Annotated in this window: 17 protein-coding genes; 7 read left to right on the plus strand and 10 right to left on the minus strand. The window is 68.9% G+C overall.

Going from position 1 to position 16,236, the window contains the following annotated elements:
* Positions 1–90: 90 nt before the first annotated feature.
* Positions 91–1,419: an MFS transporter gene (locus tag ACFYXC_RS29345; RefSeq protein ID WP_389554952.1), complete on the minus strand. Its 1,329-nt coding sequence runs from the start codon at positions 1,417–1,419 to the stop codon at positions 91–93.
* A 75-nt stretch (positions 1,420–1,494) separates the two neighbouring features.
* On the opposite strand from ACFYXC_RS29345, the gene ACFYXC_RS29350 reads away from it, so the two are divergent.
* Positions 1,495–2,073 carry a TetR/AcrR family transcriptional regulator C-terminal ligand-binding domain-containing protein gene (locus ACFYXC_RS29350; RefSeq protein WP_389554954.1) on the plus strand — a complete coding sequence of 193 codons (579 nt, stop codon included), beginning with the start codon at positions 1,495–1,497 and terminating at the stop codon, positions 2,071–2,073.
* 24 nt (positions 2,074–2,097) lie between these two features.
* On the opposite strand, the gene ACFYXC_RS29355 is transcribed toward ACFYXC_RS29350, so the two are convergent.
* Positions 2,098–2,688: a hypothetical protein gene (locus ACFYXC_RS29355; RefSeq protein ID WP_389554956.1), complete on the minus strand. Its 591-nt coding sequence runs from the start codon at positions 2,686–2,688 to the stop codon at positions 2,098–2,100.
* A 623-nt stretch (positions 2,689–3,311) separates the two neighbouring features.
* Positions 3,312–3,440: an LPFR motif small protein gene (locus tag ACFYXC_RS29360; protein WP_263973004.1), complete on the minus strand. Its 129-nt coding sequence runs from the start codon at positions 3,438–3,440 to the stop codon at positions 3,312–3,314.
* Positions 3,441–4,171: 731 nt separating this feature from the next.
* Between ACFYXC_RS29360 and ACFYXC_RS29365 the strand changes: the two genes are divergently transcribed.
* Positions 4,172–4,510 carry a MerR family transcriptional regulator gene (locus ACFYXC_RS29365; protein ID WP_388915965.1) on the plus strand — a complete coding sequence of 113 codons (339 nt, stop codon included), beginning with the start codon at positions 4,172–4,174 and terminating at the stop codon, positions 4,508–4,510.
* Positions 4,511–4,580: 70 nt separating this feature from the next.
* Here the strand turns inward: ACFYXC_RS29365 and ACFYXC_RS29370 are convergent, their stop codons facing one another.
* The gene (locus ACFYXC_RS29370; RefSeq protein WP_388915962.1) at positions 4,581–4,820 is read right to left on the minus strand and encodes a hypothetical protein; all 240 of its coding nucleotides are present in this window, start codon (positions 4,818–4,820) and stop codon (positions 4,581–4,583) included.
* 667 nt (positions 4,821–5,487) lie between these two features.
* Here ACFYXC_RS29370 and ACFYXC_RS29375 point away from each other — a divergent pair.
* The 4 genes from ACFYXC_RS29375 (at position 5,488) to ACFYXC_RS29390 (ending at position 9,151) form a co-directional block, all read left to right on the plus strand.
* On the plus strand, positions 5,488–6,600 hold the full coding sequence (locus ACFYXC_RS29375; protein ID WP_389554959.1) for a bifunctional DNA primase/polymerase: 1,113 nt from the start codon (positions 5,488–5,490) through the stop codon (positions 6,598–6,600).
* Entirely contained in the window at positions 6,597–8,114 is a 1,518-nt protein-coding gene (locus tag ACFYXC_RS29380; protein ID WP_389554960.1) for a phage/plasmid primase, P4 family, read from the plus strand. Before ACFYXC_RS29375 ends, ACFYXC_RS29380 begins: the two co-directional genes overlap by 4 nt.
* A complete protein-coding gene (locus ACFYXC_RS29385; RefSeq protein ID WP_388915953.1) occupies positions 8,111–8,512 on the plus strand; it encodes a DUF6009 family protein in 402 nt (133 codons plus the stop codon). The genes ACFYXC_RS29380 and ACFYXC_RS29385 overlap by 4 nt, the downstream gene beginning before the upstream one ends.
* Before the next feature lie 66 nt (positions 8,513–8,578).
* Complete coding sequence (locus tag ACFYXC_RS29390; protein WP_389554962.1) at positions 8,579–9,151, plus strand: transcriptional regulator; 573 nt, start codon at positions 8,579–8,581, stop codon at positions 9,149–9,151.
* A gap of 105 nt (positions 9,152–9,256) precedes the next feature.
* Here the strand turns inward: ACFYXC_RS29390 and ACFYXC_RS29395 are convergent, their stop codons facing one another.
* On the minus strand, positions 9,257–9,595 hold the full coding sequence (locus tag ACFYXC_RS29395; protein ID WP_388915947.1) for a hypothetical protein: 339 nt from the start codon (positions 9,593–9,595) through the stop codon (positions 9,257–9,259).
* A gap of 111 nt (positions 9,596–9,706) precedes the next feature.
* Positions 9,707–10,756: a hypothetical protein gene (locus ACFYXC_RS29400; protein WP_389554964.1), complete on the minus strand. Its 1,050-nt coding sequence runs from the start codon at positions 10,754–10,756 to the stop codon at positions 9,707–9,709.
* A gap of 368 nt (positions 10,757–11,124) precedes the next feature.
* Between ACFYXC_RS29400 and ACFYXC_RS29405 the strand changes: the two genes are divergently transcribed.
* A complete protein-coding gene (locus tag ACFYXC_RS29405; RefSeq protein WP_388915941.1) occupies positions 11,125–11,382 on the plus strand; it encodes a hypothetical protein in 258 nt (85 codons plus the stop codon).
* Between the two features lie 191 nt (positions 11,383–11,573).
* Here ACFYXC_RS29405 and ACFYXC_RS29410 read toward each other — a convergent pair whose 3' ends face one another.
* From ACFYXC_RS29410 to ACFYXC_RS29425, 4 genes are all read right to left on the minus strand, one after another.
* Complete coding sequence (locus ACFYXC_RS29410; protein WP_388915938.1) at positions 11,574–12,251, minus strand: hypothetical protein; 678 nt, start codon at positions 12,249–12,251, stop codon at positions 11,574–11,576.
* A complete protein-coding gene (locus ACFYXC_RS29415) occupies positions 12,248–12,766 on the minus strand; it encodes an RNA polymerase sigma factor (RefSeq protein WP_388915936.1) in 519 nt (172 codons plus the stop codon). Before ACFYXC_RS29415 ends, ACFYXC_RS29410 begins: the two co-directional genes overlap by 4 nt.
* A 489-nt stretch (positions 12,767–13,255) precedes the next feature.
* Complete coding sequence (locus ACFYXC_RS29420) at positions 13,256–14,626, minus strand: ParB/RepB/Spo0J family partition protein (protein ID WP_389554966.1); 1,371 nt, start codon at positions 14,624–14,626, stop codon at positions 13,256–13,258.
* Positions 14,623–15,777, minus strand: coding sequence for a ParA family protein (locus ACFYXC_RS29425; protein ID WP_388915930.1), 1,155 nt, complete (start codon positions 15,775–15,777; stop codon positions 14,623–14,625). The genes ACFYXC_RS29420 and ACFYXC_RS29425 overlap by 4 nt, the downstream gene beginning before the upstream one ends.
* Positions 15,778–16,236: the final 459 nt, after the last annotated feature.

A 16,236-nucleotide genomic window follows, 5' to 3' on the forward strand; every position in this document is an offset into this window, starting at 1 on the left:
TTCTGTGGGGATCAAGACCCGACCAGTATGGTCCTTGCCCTCTGTACACGTCGCGCCGCGTCCGCGTCCAACGGCAGGTCAATGCGGTGTTCACCGCTTTCCGTCTTCTCGGTCGGCTCCGCGGGCCCGGCGGGAGTGAAGCCACTGGGCGAGCAGTGCGAGGGCGGCGAGGACGGCGACCGTGGCGGCGTAGGCGACGGTCGTCTCGTAGAGCCCCGTGTGGGTGGCGGCGATCCCGGCGGCGACCGCGGGGACGCTGAAGGACAGGTAGGAGATGACGAAGGCCACGGAGAACAGTTCGCCGCGTTCGGAGGGTGCGGCCATCCGGGCCAGCGTGCCGAAACTCGCGAGGGAGGAGGCGCCGAATCCGATCCCGGCGACCAGGGTGCCGACTGCCGCGGTGAGCAGCGAGTCCTCCTCGACCCCCGTCAGGGCGACGGCCGTGCCGGTGAGCAGGAGGCCGGCGCCGAGTGCGAGGGTGCGTGACACGGGCCAGCCGCGCAGCGCCATCGCGGTCAGGCAGGCCGGTACGGTCAGCAGGGTGACGACCAGTCCGCCGACGACGTGGCTGGAGAGGCCGAACAGGCCCACGGCGACCGACGGTCCGAGGGAGAGGTAGAGGCCGCCCAGCGCCCAGCTCGCGACGAGGATCGGCACCAGGCGCAGCAGGTCCGTCCGCAGGTGGGGCGCGACCCTGAGACGGGGCTGGAGTGAGCGGGCCGCTCCGGGCCGCCGCAGCGAGGTCTCGGGCAGTGCTGTCACCAGGGCCGCGGCCAGGACGAGGCCCGCCAGCAGCAGCACGTACACGAGGCGGGTGGGGTGTGGCCCGTACTCGACGAGGATGCCGCAGCCCAGGGCGCCGAGCCCCAGTCCGAAGGTGGGTGCCGCGCCGGTGACGACGCCGGCCCGGTGGGGCGCGTGGGTGGGGTTCAGGTCGGCGAGGGCCGCGCCGAGGGCGGTCATGGCGGCTCCGGTGGCGACGCCCTGGACCAGCCGTGCGGTCAGCAGCAGGGGCACGCCGTCCGCGGTGAGGAAGAGCGCCATCGACGCCGCTTCGAGTGCGATCGCGGACAGCAGGACGGGGCGGCGGCCGAGGTGGTCGGACAGGGCGCCGAGCACCAGCAGGGCCGCGATCATCCCGAGTACGTAGACGGCGAACACCGTGGTGAGGGTGGTCGCGGAGAAGTCCCACTGCTGCTGGTAGACGACGTAGAGGGGTGACGGCGCGCTGGATGCCGCCATGAAGAGCACGAAGACGACCGCGAGGGCGGCGAAGGCGGTCGGCCGGTTCAGTTCGCGGCGGCTTCGGCGGGGTGGCGCGGCGGCCTCGGCTGCCTCTGCGGTGTCTGGGGTGTCGGTGGGGTCTGCGGTGTCGGGCGGTGGGGGTGTCTGGTTCTCGGGCAGGGCGGAGACGGACACAGCTCTCTCCAAACGCAGTGATCGATGCGTTAAGGACGCTACCACTAACGCAACGATCGGTGCGATAATTTCTTCATGGTTGACGCTCCAGACGCTCCGACTCAGGTACGCCCCGGTGGACGCTCCGCGAAGGTCCGGGCGGCCGTGCACCACGCCGTCGCGCAGTTCCTCGCGGAGGAACCCGCGGAAGCCCTGACGATCCCCGCCGTCGCCGCCCGCGCAGGGGTGCACCCGACCACGGTGTACCGGCGCTGGGGCTCAGCCGCCCAGCTCCTGACCGACGTCGCCACCAGCCGATTCAGCGGCGACGTCGTCGTGCCCGACACCGGAACCCTCGTCGGTGACCTCGAACGCTGGCTCGGCGACGTGGCCACCGACCTCACCGATCCCGACACCCTCGCCCTGATGCGGGCCACCATCGGCTCCGGACCGGAAGGCGGCTGCGCCTGCATCGGAGACCGCCACGAGCAGCTCAGCGCCATCATCGAGCGCGAACGCTCCCGCGGCGGCCGCGCCCCCGAGGTGGAGAACGCCGTCGACTTCCTGCTCGGACCCCTGTACTACCGCGCCATCTTCAGCGCCCAGCCGGCCTCCGGCGACTGGGCGCGACAGCTGGTGTCCACGTTCCTCGCGGCGTCCGAAGCCCTGGCGTGAGAAGGCCCTTGGCCGGCCCGGGCGCTATGGCTTGGGCCGGATCGCCGGGGAGTAGAGCCGGGTGATCTGGTCGACGCTGTTGTTGTCGTCACAGATCAGGTACAGGGGCTGCCAGCCCTGGTAGCGGCCTGTGGTCCATTTCTTGCCCACGGCCATGCCCTCCACGTTGTCCACCAGGGGGTTGCCGTGGTTCGAGACGGGCCTGACGACCGCTCCGGGGCCGCCTGCCGGGCAGGCGGCCAGGTCGAGGACCAGGCCCTCACCGTCGTACCACTGGGGGAATTTCTGCCCGTTCGCGCGGCGCAGTGTGTGGGCGGTGTCGGCGGTGGGGTTCAGGTCGAACGGGCTGCCGAGGGTGAGCGGGAAGAGCAGGCCGGGCGAGTTGTCGGCGAGCGCCAGCGCTTCGACACCGTCCGGGCCCTTGGAGACGAGGGCGAGGGAGGAGAGTCCCACGATGGCTTCGTAGTCGACGTGTCTCTCGTTCAAGGCGTCGGAGTGGTCCAGCAGGACCGCTCGGGGCGCCGCGGCGTCGGTCGGCGGGCCGTCGCCGCTGGCGAAGAAGAAGCTGAACGCCGCGCTGGTGAGGGCGACCACCGGGGTGAAGACGAGGCTCACCTCGCGGAAGGCTTCGGTGCCGAAGTGGGTCCTCCCGTGACGGCAAGTCCGTCCGGCAGCTGTGGCTTGTGTGGCAGGTACGGCGACCGCCGGCCTGCTGTGCTGATCTACCGCGCCACCGTTGTGCGACAGACGCCGTGCGTCGTCGTGACGGCGCAGTTTTCAGATCGGCGGTGAGGTCTGCCCCTCACCGACTTACGGCCACAGCCACGGCAAGCGGTGAGCGAGGCGTGCGATGACGTCGCCGTCCTCGTGCTTCGGCGGCTCGGTCCGGCACACCCCAGGGTGAACGCCCCAGAGACCGCGCCACCGTGGGCACTCCCCGGCGCGCCCGGCAGGGGACGGTTTCCGCCGTCCGGCCGCGTGGCGGATCAGCCAGGCACAGACTGGAACAGACAGGCGGAGACCAGGGCGCCATGGCTTCCCCTGTTCTTCCGATGCCCTCCCGATGCTCACAGAAGAGTCGGTCGTCGTCGGCTGGGCAGACGTGGGCCCGGCTGGAGGGGGGAGTCCAGCCGGGCCTGGTCAAGTCCTGAGCTCTGAGCCTCTAGGTTCTTGAGCCTCACCCTTGAAGGTTGGGTCGTGAGGCTCGGATGCCTGCGCGGCGTCGGGCCGGAAGCCTGTCAGTGGTGTCCGTGCGCGGAGCTCGACGCGCCGCCGAACAGTCGGGCCACGGCCCGGAACGGCAGCGTGACGACAGTAGCGATGGCGCCGCCGATGGACCGAAGAACATCTGCGATTGCCTTCAACACGGTGGACCTCCGTCCTCCTCCGGCACACTGCGCCGGATCTGGCTTGCCGCTGTACGGCCGATCGTTCAGCGGATGCCCGGCAATCGGGTGGGGAAACCGACCATCCCATCGGCCGACGACTAGCTCACCGTCCAACGCGCGAAAATCTGTCGTGGCGAGAATAGACATTGGGCTGCGTCGTGGGTATGGTTCTTCTCGTAGCCCAGAGAGACAGCAGGGCCTGGCAGAGACGAACTGCCGGGCAGCAGTGCACCAGTAGTTCATGCAGTTGCAGTTCGCAGGACGGTACGGCGGTGGAGTTCCGAAGCCAGAGCGGTTGCAGGACGGCGACGGGACTGACGGCCGGACCGGGTGGCCCGCAGTGATCAGGGGCCACCACAAACAGCAGCGGAGTACGTGTGCAGTACCCCGGTAAAGGCGTCGGCTGCGGGCGCGCGTACCGGGCAGAAAGCAAGTGATGCAGAGGGATGAACGGAGGAGCGGAAGCGCCATCAGGATCGCCCGGGTGGCATGTTGAGCCCGGGTACCGCAGGACATCGACAGTGAGGTGGTCTCCGGTCAAGCAACCGCGATCCGAGCAGTCCCGACAGTGTCTTGGTCGGGTCTGTGGAAACAGCAGGCCGGCGCAGTACCAGGGCCGGCAGATGGTGTAGCAGTTCCTTCGGGGCCCTGGTGCCATATGGCACCAGGGCCCCTCGACGCGCTCCACGGAATTTCGCAGAGAGGTGCAAGTGACAGCGGACGACGCGTACGGCCGTCTCGACGACGACGACTATCCCGCCTACACGATGGGCCGGGCCGCCGAGATGCTCGGCACCACGCAGGGGTTTCTCCGGGCCATCGGTGAGGCCCGGCTCATCACGCCCCTGCGCTCCGCCGGCGGTCACCGCCGCTACTCCCGCTACCAACTGCGCATCGCCGCCCGTGCCCGGGAGCTCGTCGACCAGGGCACGCCCATCGAGGCCGCCTGCCGCATCGTCATCCTCGAGGACCAACTCGAAGAAGCCCGCCGTATCAACGCCGAATACCGCCGCGCCGCCGAGGCAGTGAGCCCGACGGCCGCGGCCTGAAGCGCCCCCGACCGGCTCGCTCCCCCGATCCCGCGCAGCCGGGTCGGGAGAGCCAGGAGGACTCCCCCGGTCAGAACAGCTCAGGCTGCTCTACGAGCGGGGTCGAGCGGTCGGGCTGGGCGGCGTACCGCCCCGTGTCCGAACGGGCCTGAGCGGGCGGCTCGTCGCCGAACAGCGGGGGCGTGCCGCACTCGTCGGGGACGGCCGGGACCGTGGCCGAGTCGGCGTCCACGTCCTGGCGCAGCGGCGCCTCCTGGTCGAAGTCGTCCGGGGTCATACGCGTCCAGTCACGCCCAGGTCGCTCACTCACTCGTCGTCTCCCGTCGCCGCTTCCTTCAGCCGCTTCCGCAACCGCAGTACACCTTCCCGGTATCCGCGCCGAGTGATCATGGCCTTCGTGTCCCGCCGCGCTGCGCAGAGGGCCGGGGACGCGACGCGGTCCGGTGGTCGAACGGGCCTGCGAGCAGCGACCGAGCGACCGAAGCGACTAGAGGCCCGGCACAGTTCGTACGGGCTCCCGGTGGAACGGACGTCCAGGGTCGGTCGCTCCGGTCGCTGCCACCCGATCGAGCAGCGACTGAAGAACAGCGACTCAGGATACTTTCAGTCGCTGCTTCAGTCGCTGAGAAAAGTGCAGGTCAGAGGCTGTGACCCAAGAAGAGCAGCGACTGAAGCGACTGAAGGGCCCTATATATGAGGGAGTTTTGATGTGTTCGTGTGCGTGATAGATAGAGAAGTTCAGTCGCTTCAGTCGCTGTTTGGTCTGCCACACATGGTGTGACCTGGTGTTTTGTCATCGCGGAAAAAACAGCGACTGAACGCCTTCAGTCGCTGGGTCGCTGGTTCAGTCGCTGCCGTACGGAAACGGCCGCGTCAGACACACCTCAGCTCTTCCCAGGTGCTCCACGCCCTGGAGTCGGCTGTTCGCTAGGGTGTGTCAGTCGTTGAGTCGCTTCGGTCGCTGATAGGGGAGCAAGATGCCTGCTGAGCTGCGGAATTCTCGCAGCGACTCACGGCGGGCTGTCTTGGACGCGTCAACCGCCGGCCGGTCGTTGGCCACGGCCCGCTGGTGTGCCCGGCAGGGCTGGCCCGTGCATCCGCTGGCTCCGGGACGGAAGACCCCCGCGGCGAACTGTGCCGACTGCAGGCGGCCCGGGCACACCCACGACGGCTGCCCCTGCCTGGCCGCGGGTCGCTGGTGCCACGGCTTCCACGCCGCCACCCTCGATCTGCAGCGCATCGACCAGTGGTGGGGCGAGCAGCCCCGGTTCGGCATCGGAGTCGCCTGCGGCCCGGCCGGCCTCGTCGTCATCGACATCGACGCCCACGCGGCACAGCCGCCCGCCCGGGACCGCATCCTGCCCGGCATCCCGATCGCCGAGGACGTCGATCTCTCCGGCCTGGCAACGGGGTTCCACACCCTCGCCGTGCTGGCCGCCCTGCGCGGGGTGCCCAGCCCCGCGGACGACGAGGCGACGCTGCGCGTGCGCACCCCGTCCGGGGGCCTGCACGTCTGGTACCGGGCGGGCGACAACCGGCGCTGGCAGTGCTCCGCCGGTTCCGGTTCCGGCCGGGCGCTCGCCTGGCAGGTCGACGTCCGCGCGCACGGCGGCTACATCATCGCTCCTGGTACCACTACAGGCGCCGGCAGCTACCAGGTGGTGGGAGACGTCCGGCAGCCCGCCGTGCTGCCCTCCTGGCTGGCCCAGGAGCTCGAGCGCACCGGTCATCTGCCCGCGTCCGACATCCCCGCCCCGCGCCCGGTGCCGCCCCGCGCCCAGCAGGCCGTGCTCGCCGCGGGCGGCGGCCGCGGCCGCACCGAGCGCGCCCTCGCGTCCGCCCTGGCCGCCGTCGAAGCCTGCGGCCAGGTCAGCGAGGGCGCAGGCTTCTCCGACGCCCTCAACCGTGCCGCCTACACCCTCGGCGGTCTCGTCGCGGGCGGGCAGCTGGCCCAGGAGCGGGCCGAACGCGTCCTGTCGGAGGCGGCGCTCACCGCCCGCCCCGGTCAGGAACGCCGGATCCAGCAGATCATCCGCAGCGGCATGGCAGCCGGCCTCAAGCGCCCGTTGCAGCCCGGGAGCCGCTCATGACCACCTCCGGCAACGACGACGTCCTCTTCGACTTCGACCCCCAGGCCGTGGCCGAGCAGATCCTCAAGCAGGGTCAGAAGCCCGCGCTCTTCCCCGCCCAGGCCACTCCCCCGCCCACGACCGGGCAGGCGACGGCGGCCGGGCTGCTCCCCGACACGCTGTCCGACCGCGGCAACGCCAAACTGTTCGTGAAGCTGTACGCCAACGACTACCGGCACGTCCCCGGACTCGGCTGGTACCGGTGGGACACCACGCGGTGGCAGATCGACGAGGACGACACCGTCGTCTGGGCCGCCGGGGACCTCGCCGAGAGCATCGCGCATCACGACCCGCGGGGCGTGTTCAGTACCCAGGCGCTGCACAAGCACCGGCGCCGTGCCCTGTCGACCACCGGTATGAACGCCATGCTCTCGCAGGCCAAGTCGGCGCCCGGCATGGTTCTCAACGCAGCCCGGTTGGACGCCGACCCGTATGCGCTGTGCACCCCGGACGGCATCGTCGACCTGCGCACGGGTCTGGTGAAGACCCCGGACCCCAACAAGGACTTCCACTCCCGCTCGACGAGCGTCGGCCCGCAGCAGATGGCCGCCCCTCGCTGGAACCGGTTCCTCACCGACACCTTCGGCGACGACGCCGAGGGACGGGAGATGATCGGGTTCCTGCAACTGCTGCTGGGTTACTCCGTCACGGGCGACGTCGGCGGGCAGGTGCTCCCCTTCCTGTTCGGCTCCGGCAAGAACGGCAAATCCGTCCTGCTGGACGTGCTGATGAAGCTGCTCGGGGACTACGCCGACGCGGCCCCGCCCGGTTTTCTCATGGCCCGCCCCTACGAGGGCCACCCCACCGACCTCGCCGAACTGCACGGACGGCGCGTCATCGTCTGCTCCGAGGTCAAGCACGGCGACAAGTTCGACGAAGCCCGCGTCAAGCTCCTGACCGGCGGCGACCGCATCAAGGCCCGCCGTATGCGGCAGGACTTCTTCAGCTTCCAGCCCACCCACAAGCTCTGGCTGCTGGGCAACCACCGGCCCGAGGTCGGCACGGGCGGCTTCGCGTTCTGGCGCCGTATGCGTCTGATCCCCTTCGAGCGCGTCGTCTCCGACGACCGGAAGATCGACAACCTGGCCGACATCCTCGTCACCGAGGAGGGCCCCGGGATCCTGGGCTGGCTCATCGACGGGGCCCGCCGCTATCTCGCCGGGGACAAGGACCTCACCGGCCCCGAACGTGTCCGCATCGCCACCACGGCGTACGCGGAGACCGAGGACCACACCGGACGCTTCTACGAGGAATGCTGCCGTATCGACCCCGACCTGCGGGCCGAGCAGACGGGTCTGTACGCGGCCTACAAGACGTGGTGCCAGAATGAGGGCGCACCGCACATGACCTCCCGCGCATTCGCCGCCCGCACCCGCGAACTGGTCGGACTGGCCTCGCCCAAGCAGATGATGACGTCCAACCAGCGCAAGTACTATCCCGGCATCGGACTGCTCGCCGACGAGGAGAGGGCATGAGCTCCCTGATCACCGAGGACGAGATCAGTCAGGAGACCGACCTCGTCTGGCTCGAGGACGTCACCGACCTCGACTACGTCCGCCAGAGCCTCGACCGGCTGCCCACCCGCCGCGGCAAACCCCCGTACCACCGCGACGGCCGGATGGTCGGATACGCCCTGCTCGGGCCCGGAGCCAAGGCGTCCCGCTCCTCCGGCACCTTCCGCCGCCGTGTCTTCTGGCTCCTCCCCCACGACCGCGACAGCGAGCCCGAGGGTCTCTACGCCACCGGCGCGCCCGCCGAGGCCGTCGACCCGCGCACCATCCGGGCCCGGGTCAAGGGCTACAAGACCGAACGCTCGGAGGGCGGCCCGCCCTCGACCGCCATGCAGGAACTCGGCATAACGCTTCCTCTGTGACGTGGTCGACGTCCTTTCTCGAGGCCGTAGAGTTGATCCACTGATCCGAGAATCCGGAAAGAGACGATGCCTGAGCGGAACATCGAGTTCGGCAGATACGGTGCCCGTGGCATCAAGGGCCACGAGGCTGTCGCCCGCCAACTGGACGGCCTCGCGGGCTACATCGCCACCCCCGTCACCGCTCGCCGTGGTCTGCTCGCCCGGCTGCACTACCTCACCCGCACCGAGCACGCCCGCACCGCGGCCCGTGCGGCCGGACTGACCGTCACCGACCGCACCCTGCGTGCCTGGCTCGCCGGCACCCGCTCCCCCTCGCGGAAGAACCTGGAGCGCGTCGAGCAGGCGTACCGGACGGTGCGGCGGGAGAACGTCGGCCGCTATCTGGCGGCCCGTCTCAACCGGCAGGGGCGCGGTACCCGGGTGGAGATCCACCCGCTCAACCAGTCGCAGGTCGACCGGCCGCGTCAGCGGCCGGTGACGTTCCGCACGATGAACGTCCGGCACTGGGACCGCATCGTGCGGGCCTGGGTCGCCGGCGACGAGCGGGAGCTGGACGACGCGTGGGTCGACCAGGTCGTGGACCTCGGTTCGGAGTGGGGCCAGTACGAGTACGTCACCAATATCGGCTTCGCCGCCTGACAGCTGACAGGTCCCCCCGGCCGGCTTACGGCCGCTCTCTGGGCGCTGGAGGCCCGTGGTGCCCCGGTTCTGTGGTCCGCGGGGCACCACGGGAGGGAGAGCGCGTCAGACGGCCCGTGCGGAGTCCGTGGTCCTGTTCTCCCCCGGCGCCGCAGCGGTGCTCGTCCTCTGCCAGGTGCGGCACACGGTGACGACGGAGTCGTACAGCACGACGAGAGCGGTCAGGCCCAGGGCGAAGGGGGCATCGCCGTGGGGCAGTACGTGGGTGAAGTACAGGGTGCCGGTGGTGGCGACGGCGGGCAGGGCGAGGGTCCCGGCCGGCCTGCGGATGGTCCGGATCGTCCGGTAGAGCCGCCGGCGGACCGCGCGGGGCGGGATCAGGCTCCAGGCCGGGGTCGGTCCGGTGTTGCTGTCGGGGTCGATGAGGGTCAGATGTTCGCTCACGGAACTGTCCTTGGACATGGCTCGGCCGTACGGGGCCGGCCGGGCGGGGGGAAGTGCTCGTGTGCTCACGTACAGGGGGTGGTGCGGGGATACCGGGGCGGACGGGGCGGGTTACAGGTCCTCGTCGTCGAAGTCGTCGGTGAGGCCCAGCTGTTCGAAGCGGTCGGTCTCGTCCTCGACGAGGCGGCCGAGGCGGCGGGCGGTGACCTCGTCGCGGGCTATGACGAGCCCCTCGACGAAGGGGGTGCTGCCGGTGGCGGCCTTGTAGAGGATCTTGCTGGCGTCCCAGGGCCTGGTGACGGCGCCGCCGTTGCTGTAGAGGCGTACGGCCATCCCGTGACCGGCGGAGACCAGGACGATGGCGCTGTTGAGGACGCCCTCGGAGACGTGGATGGCGGCCGGCACGGCACGGTTGAGGACGGCCTGGATGATGGTCGAGCTGGTGTCGTCGACGACGATCAGGTTCTTGTACTCGCGGCGCAGCCGGTCCTCGAGGCCGGTGACGGACTTGGGCAGGACGATGTGGCCGGGTTCGGGGTCGGGAAGCTGCGGTTCGCCGAGCATCTGCATCCAGGTGCCGTCGGGCAGGAGCCGGTGGGCATTGGTGCAGTCGGACATCAGGGCCGAGTCCACGGTCACGGCGGCCGCGTGCAGGGGGTGGTTGGGGAGCCACACCAGCACGGACAGGGAGGCGGCGTTCGCGGCGCCGGTGACGAAGAGGCGTCGCAGGCATCCGGTGGCGGAGATCGACACGACCGGACGGCTGTTGAGGATGTGCTCGCGGAAGTCGTCGGTGCGCTCCTCCAGGCTGCCCTTGGCGCCGATGACGGTGATCGGAACGCCGGCGGTGTTGGTCACCCGGTCGAGTGCCTTCTGGACGGCGCCCACGATACGGGGCATGAGGGATGCCTCGAAGGTGTCCCAGAAGCGGGTCTGTGCCGGGCGGCCGTTCCAGGGAGGGCATGGATCGTCGAGACTCTCGAGCTCCCGGACGTGGCGCAGTTCGTCGTCCTGCGGGAGCTTCTGGTCGGCGTCCTGGCCCTGTTCGAGTTCATCGCGGAAGGTCCGAAGCGTGTCGAAGATCGTGGACGCGCTCAGGCCGGATATGCCGTCGGCCCGGTAGGGCACCTTCACACCGTCGCCGGGAAAAGGCTTGCTCATCAGGGGTTCAACTCCTTGTGACAGGGGGGTGGTTGCGCAGTGAGCGGTTGGGGCCCGCTTCGGTCCGCTCTGAGACTACTGGATGAGCGTCATGGCACTCATATGGAGCATGCCATGACGCACTACAGGAAACTTATGATGCAATAAGAGATCTGAAGTGTCGTAGGACACAGCGCCTTCACGAGTTTTCCTTCATGATGTCTATGTGCGCGATAATATCTGTGTCAACGACGACACGCACTTCGTGAAGTCGCGTACTCTTGGGTAGTTCAGTCAGTCGCGCGCAGCGCGCGCACCGCAGAGCGGGAGGCGTGCCCCGATCCTGGCGTGGACCCGGGGCCGCCTCTGCCCCGACCGAAGGGAAGCTTGTGTCCAGCGAGCGCAAGAAGACCGAGGAAAAAGACCGCCAGGTTGTCGTGTCCGTCCGTTTCCCGAGCCAACTCCTGGAGCGGATCCATGCCGTGGCCGCCATCGAGTCCGTGACCGCCAACGCGATCATCCGCGAGGGTATGGACAGCTACATCCGAGAACATGTGGCCAGCCCAGGCTTCCAGGAGGCCCGTACGGCGTACCTCGCCCGTGCCGAGGCACAGGTCGCCACGGCGCTGCAGGATCACTCCGCATGAGAAGCCCCACGGGCATATGACATCGTTGCCTACAGCTGTCGCACCGGCGGCCGCCGACGCCGGCACCAGCTCTCTCGCACGTACCTCACGCGCAGTCCGTACATCACACGCAGTCCTTTGCCGTCCTTGACCACATGACAGCCTGATCTCTCGAGCCGGGGTCCGTTTCCAGGACCTCGGCTTTGCTGCTCTCAGTGCGGAGGAGCGCACTCCTGCAAGCGGTCCGCGATCTCGCGGTCGGGCCGCCACACCAGTACGCCACCGGTGTCGTCACGACTGGCGAGGCGCTCCACCTCGGCGGTCAGACAGTGCCGTGCGGCGGACGGCGTACGGTAGTGATCGCGGACGTAGAAGGCGAACTGCCCCATGCCTTTGATGAAGTCGTCGTCGGGCCCGTCGAAGCAGTACTTCAACTGGTAGATCCAGAAGTCGGCTTCCTGGATCTCCCCCCGGCCCAGGTGGTGCAGATACAGGCAGTAGGCGGCCGCCCCGTGGTCCGCGCCAGCGGCTAACTGCCACCAGAACTGGGCGCTCTCGGGATGGCCGGCCAGGTAGAGCATGCACGCGAAGACCTGCGCGCCGTCGACGTCCAGGTCGGCGAGCGGCGTACAGCCCTCCTCCGGGCCGTCCTCCCCGATGGCGGCGACCAGACGCTCCACATGAGCGGCGGCCTGCCGGTGGTTGAGGACCCAGCGTGCCACCACCCGCAGTTGATGCCGGGCACGCGACACGGCCGGCATGTCCCGGCCGGCCGGGACGTACCCCGCGTCCTCGGCCAGCCGGCGCAGACCGGCGCCCACGTCGAAGGCGCGCCGGTCCTCCCGCAGAGCTGCGCCGGCCCCGGCCAGCCGCTCCTCCACACTCGTCACCTGCGGTCCCCTTCCTTCTTGATGTACGAGGGCACAGCGCCCTGCAGACGTTCCTTGGCCTTGCGACAGTGGTAGTCGACCGTGCTGGCCGTGACCCCCATGTACCAGCTGATCCTGTGGGTGTCGCAGCCGAGTACGTAGCGCATGACGATCGCGTCGAACTGACGCGGCGGCAGGGCGCTCAGGGCCTTCCACAGACCGATGTCTCCGGGGAGCACTGCCAGCTCCCGGCGGAACACGAGCAGCGACTGCGATATGACGACCCGGCGCACGATGGCCCAGGTCTGCTGGAGCAGGTTGTGCTCTTCGAGCAGGGCGTCCCAATGGCGCAGGATTTCGAGGAACGCACGGTGCACGGCTTCTTCAGCAGCGTCGTTGGTGCCGAGGTAGAGCAGGGCGTAATGGTGGAAGTCATCCTGGGCGGCGAGGTAGAGCGCCTCGAACTCCAGGGGCAGGGGCAGCACGGCCTCTGCTACTGGACTGCCGCCGTCCTCCGCGCGGACATCGTCGGTCATGAGTCTTCTTGCGTCCTCTTCGGTTTCAGCGAGGGCTGGACAGGAAGGGGCGGACGCACAGCCATCGCGCCGCCGGTACATGGCGACTACTCAACCCGGCCGATCCGCCGAACACGCATGCGGGGAACAGCGAAAATCACGCACCGGTGACCAAGGAGCGCCTGCCGCGTCTCCCCTGACGGTGCGTCACGCCGGAAGAACTGCACCTTTACGTTTCACCACCATGCGGAGCGTGGGCTTCACGGCTCACGGGAGTGGCGCACGTCACAGTGGGCGCACAGAGCGCGCAGCGCTACTGGCGCCGCAAAACGTAGGTTCTTCTCGAATCGCTCAGGTGGCTGCCCTCGGGGGCTGCCTGTACCGCTCGGAGGGCAACGGGCGACGGCCGAAACCTGCCCCCGCACCACGGACGCTCGCCCTGACAGACGTGCTGCGGTCTGTCAGGGCGAGTGCGCGTAGGGGCCCGCCGCCGGGCGGGTCTGCATGGCCTCAGGAGGCCGACGCTTCCGTGCTGAACTGCACGAGCAGCGCGCGCAGGGCTTCGGGGTCGCGCTGGGCCGCCGTCTGCAGCATGTCCTTCAGCAGCTCCAACGAGGGCTCTCCCCCGGCCTTGTCCCAGCACTTCGACGCCATCAGCCGGGTGGCTTCGAGGAAGCTCGCAGAGTCCATCTTCTTTTCGAGATGCATGGCCACGTACGCCGGATCGTCGTACGGCAGCTTCCTCGGCTGGCCTCCCTGCGGCTCTGTCACGTCCGCCGGGGTGGCGACCACGTCGTTGCGCTGGCTCGGCAGAGGCGACGGCGGCTCCTGAGGCAGCCTCTTCTGTTCGGCCGGTTTGTTGTCCGCGGACAACAAGTTCGGGGAGGGCTCCCGCTTCGCGGGGTCCGTCTTCCGGACGGCGGGGGTCGCGGGTTCCGGCTCCGGCTCCGGCTCCGGCTCCGGCTCCGGCTCCGGCTCGGTGAGTTTGTTGTCCGCGGACAACAAACTCACCCGCTGAGGAGCGGGCTGAGTCTCCGGGACCGCTTCCTGGACCGCTTCCGGCACCGTCTGCGGAACGCTGACCGGAACGTTGTCCGGAGCACTTTCCGGAACCGTCTTCTCCCGCTGCCTGGCCTGAGCGGCTGTCTCCTTCACCTGCTGGAGGTGGTCCAGCAGCGCGGCAGCGTCGGCGCCCGGGTTCTCCTTCAGATGGCGCGCGAGGGACCGGCCGTCGCGCTCGGGCAGGGTGCCGGCACTGAGCATGGTCTGCAGTTCCGGCGGCAGCTCCAGCAACGAGAGCTGGTTCGTCACCCAGGACCGATCCTTGCCCAGTTGCTCCGCGGCACGGGAACGAGCACCCCGTTCCGACTTCTCCGCACAGATGTCGACGAGCTGCTGCACACCACGGGCGCGCTCTATGACGTCGAAGTCCTCGCGGTCGAGGTTCTCCTTGAGCAGGTGGTTGATGAACTGCTCACGGGACGAGGCGAGATCGTCGCGGACAACGAAGTCCAGGGCCTCCAACCCGACGTGCACGGCACTGCGGTAGCGGCGCTCACCGTTGACGAGTACGTGCTGGGCGGTTCCGATCCGGTCCGCCTGCTCGGGCCACAGCGTCAGATAGGCGTCGCGGGTCACCGCCACGCAGGCAGCCAGCTGGGCCTGCCGCAACTCCTCACCGAAGCGCGTCTTCTCCTCGTCCGAACCGAAGTTGCGGCGCGGGTTGAGGGGGGTGGGGGAGACCTCGTCCAGGTGCAGCCGGACGAGCTCGTAGGACGGTACGTCGCCCTGGGCGACCGCCTTGGCGCGACCGCGGGCACTGCGGCCTCGCGGGACCTGGCCGAACGAGGATCCGGTACCCAACTTGTCGGCGACGCTCATGCGCTGATCCTCCGGGCCACGGTCCGCATGACGTCAGCCTGGTCGCCGTAGGGGGCGTGCACGAGCAGGGGCTTCTTCACACGGACGGCCTCTCGCTGGTCCTTCAGTTCGGGAACGACCGCAAGGACGGGCGGATCGCCGATGTTGTTCCACTCATCAAGGGACGACGTGGCGACGTAGCCCTTGCGGCTGTCGTACATGTTGACCACGAAGCCCAGCATCGAGATGGCGACGTTCAAGTCCTCGATGAGGTCCTGGATCTGCTCGTACAACATGTCGTAGGCGTCGGCGGAGGAGTCCTCGGCCAGGACCGGGATCACGATGCCGGACGTGTTGGCTTCCTCGTTCTCACGGGTGCGGCAGTAGTACAGCGCCGTGTCCATGGCGTAGCCGAGGCTCGGGGGGCAGTCGACGATGATGTAGTCGAAGTCCTGCTCCAGGGATTCGAGGGCCTTCTCCAGTGCTGTCTCCTTGATGCGCACGGACCTGCTGGTCGCCAGCTTCGCGTCGAGCAGGAAGGCGTCCTTGCACGCCGGGAGGAGCCAGAGATGTTCTTCGAAGTCGCCGCCCTTTATCGGCACGAGCAACTCGTTGAGCTCTCCCTTGGCTTCGCCCAGCATGTGCTTGGCGAGGCTCGCGCTGTCGATGTCGAGCAGGGGATAGCCGAGCTGCTTGGTGAGGTGACCCTGCGGGTCGAAGTCGATGAGCAGGGTGCGGTGCCCGGACTCGGCCAGGGCCTGGGCGACACCGGCGGAGACCGACGTCTTGCCCACGCCGCCCTTCTGGTTGCCGAAGATGATCCGGCGGGCTCCGGTGACCCGTGGGGCCTGGGGCCTGGGGGAGGGGTTGCTGTCGAGCCACAGGCGGATCGACTGGGCGATGCCCTGGTTGTAGGAGATGTTGCGTGCCTTGCTGTCCTTCTTGAGCTTGCCGTACAGCCCGGCCGGCAGGTAGGTCGCGAAGGAGGTGCCGCCGCTCGTGTCGACGACGGAACGTTCCTTGGCCTTCCGCCAGGCTTCGACGCCCTCGGTGACGGCGTCCTGGATGTCCTTGCCCAACTCCGCGGCCCGGACCTTCAGTTCCTTGCGCAGCTCAGCCGGCAGTTTGGCTACTACCTTTTCCCGATCATTCGGGTCGTATGGCGCGGTCATGGCGCTACCTTACTCACCTCCCCATGGACACAGAAGCCCCGGCGAGCGCGTGTCACCCCGCACTTGTTGTCCGCGGACAACAAACTCGCGCCTTCCGTCAGCGGGGTTCGCGGCTGGGGTGGAGCCAACACTCGCGCCGTACGGCCCATGTGACGTCACGTACGGCGGGGGAGTGGAGTGCGGATTTTCCCTGCGATGGCTGAAAAGTGGATCGCGGGAAGGCCCCTGGAGCGGCCGAAGTCGCGGCGGCTGGTACGAGGAGACGTTTTGGTGCTCAGCGGGCCGTCAGGCGGCCGCACAGCGGATTCGGGCGCATTCGGACTGCGGCGGGCGGCCGATCGGGCGCCGGGAATCGTCGCGAGCAGGGCCGGGCGGGGCCGGGGGCAGCAACGGGTGACGGCGGCGACAACGGGCGGCGTCGGCGGCGGCAGCTGTGCGTCAGGTCAATGAAGACGTCCC

The sequence above is a fragment of the Streptomyces sp. NPDC002701 genome (genome assembly GCF_042889045.1).
In the GTDB taxonomy this organism is placed as follows: domain Bacteria; phylum Actinomycetota; class Actinomycetes; order Streptomycetales; family Streptomycetaceae; genus Streptomyces.

Coding starts and splice junctions, on each gene's coding strand:
- ACFYXC_RS29400 (WP_389554964.1), bottom strand. CDS start 10,756: ATGAGCAAGCCTTTTCCCGGCGACGGTGTGAAGGTGCCCTACCGGGCC.
- ACFYXC_RS29350 (WP_389554954.1), top strand. CDS start 1,495: ATGGTTGACGCTCCAGACGCTCCGACTCAGGTACGCCCCGGTGGACGC.
- ACFYXC_RS29380 (WP_389554960.1), top strand. CDS start 6,597: ATGACCACCTCCGGCAACGACGACGTCCTCTTCGACTTCGACCCCCAG.
- ACFYXC_RS29375 (WP_389554959.1), top strand. CDS start 5,488: ATGCCTGCTGAGCTGCGGAATTCTCGCAGCGACTCACGGCGGGCTGTC.
- ACFYXC_RS29385 (WP_388915953.1), top strand. CDS start 8,111: ATGAGCTCCCTGATCACCGAGGACGAGATCAGTCAGGAGACCGACCTC.
- ACFYXC_RS29425 (WP_388915930.1), bottom strand. CDS start 15,777: ATGACCGCGCCATACGACCCGAATGATCGGGAAAAGGTAGTAGCCAAA.
- ACFYXC_RS29420 (WP_389554966.1), bottom strand. CDS start 14,626: ATGAGCGTCGCCGACAAGTTGGGTACCGGATCCTCGTTCGGCCAGGTC.
- ACFYXC_RS29390 (WP_389554962.1), top strand. CDS start 8,579: ATGCCTGAGCGGAACATCGAGTTCGGCAGATACGGTGCCCGTGGCATC.
- ACFYXC_RS29415 (WP_388915936.1), bottom strand. CDS start 12,766: ATGACCGACGATGTCCGCGCGGAGGACGGCGGCAGTCCAGTAGCAGAG.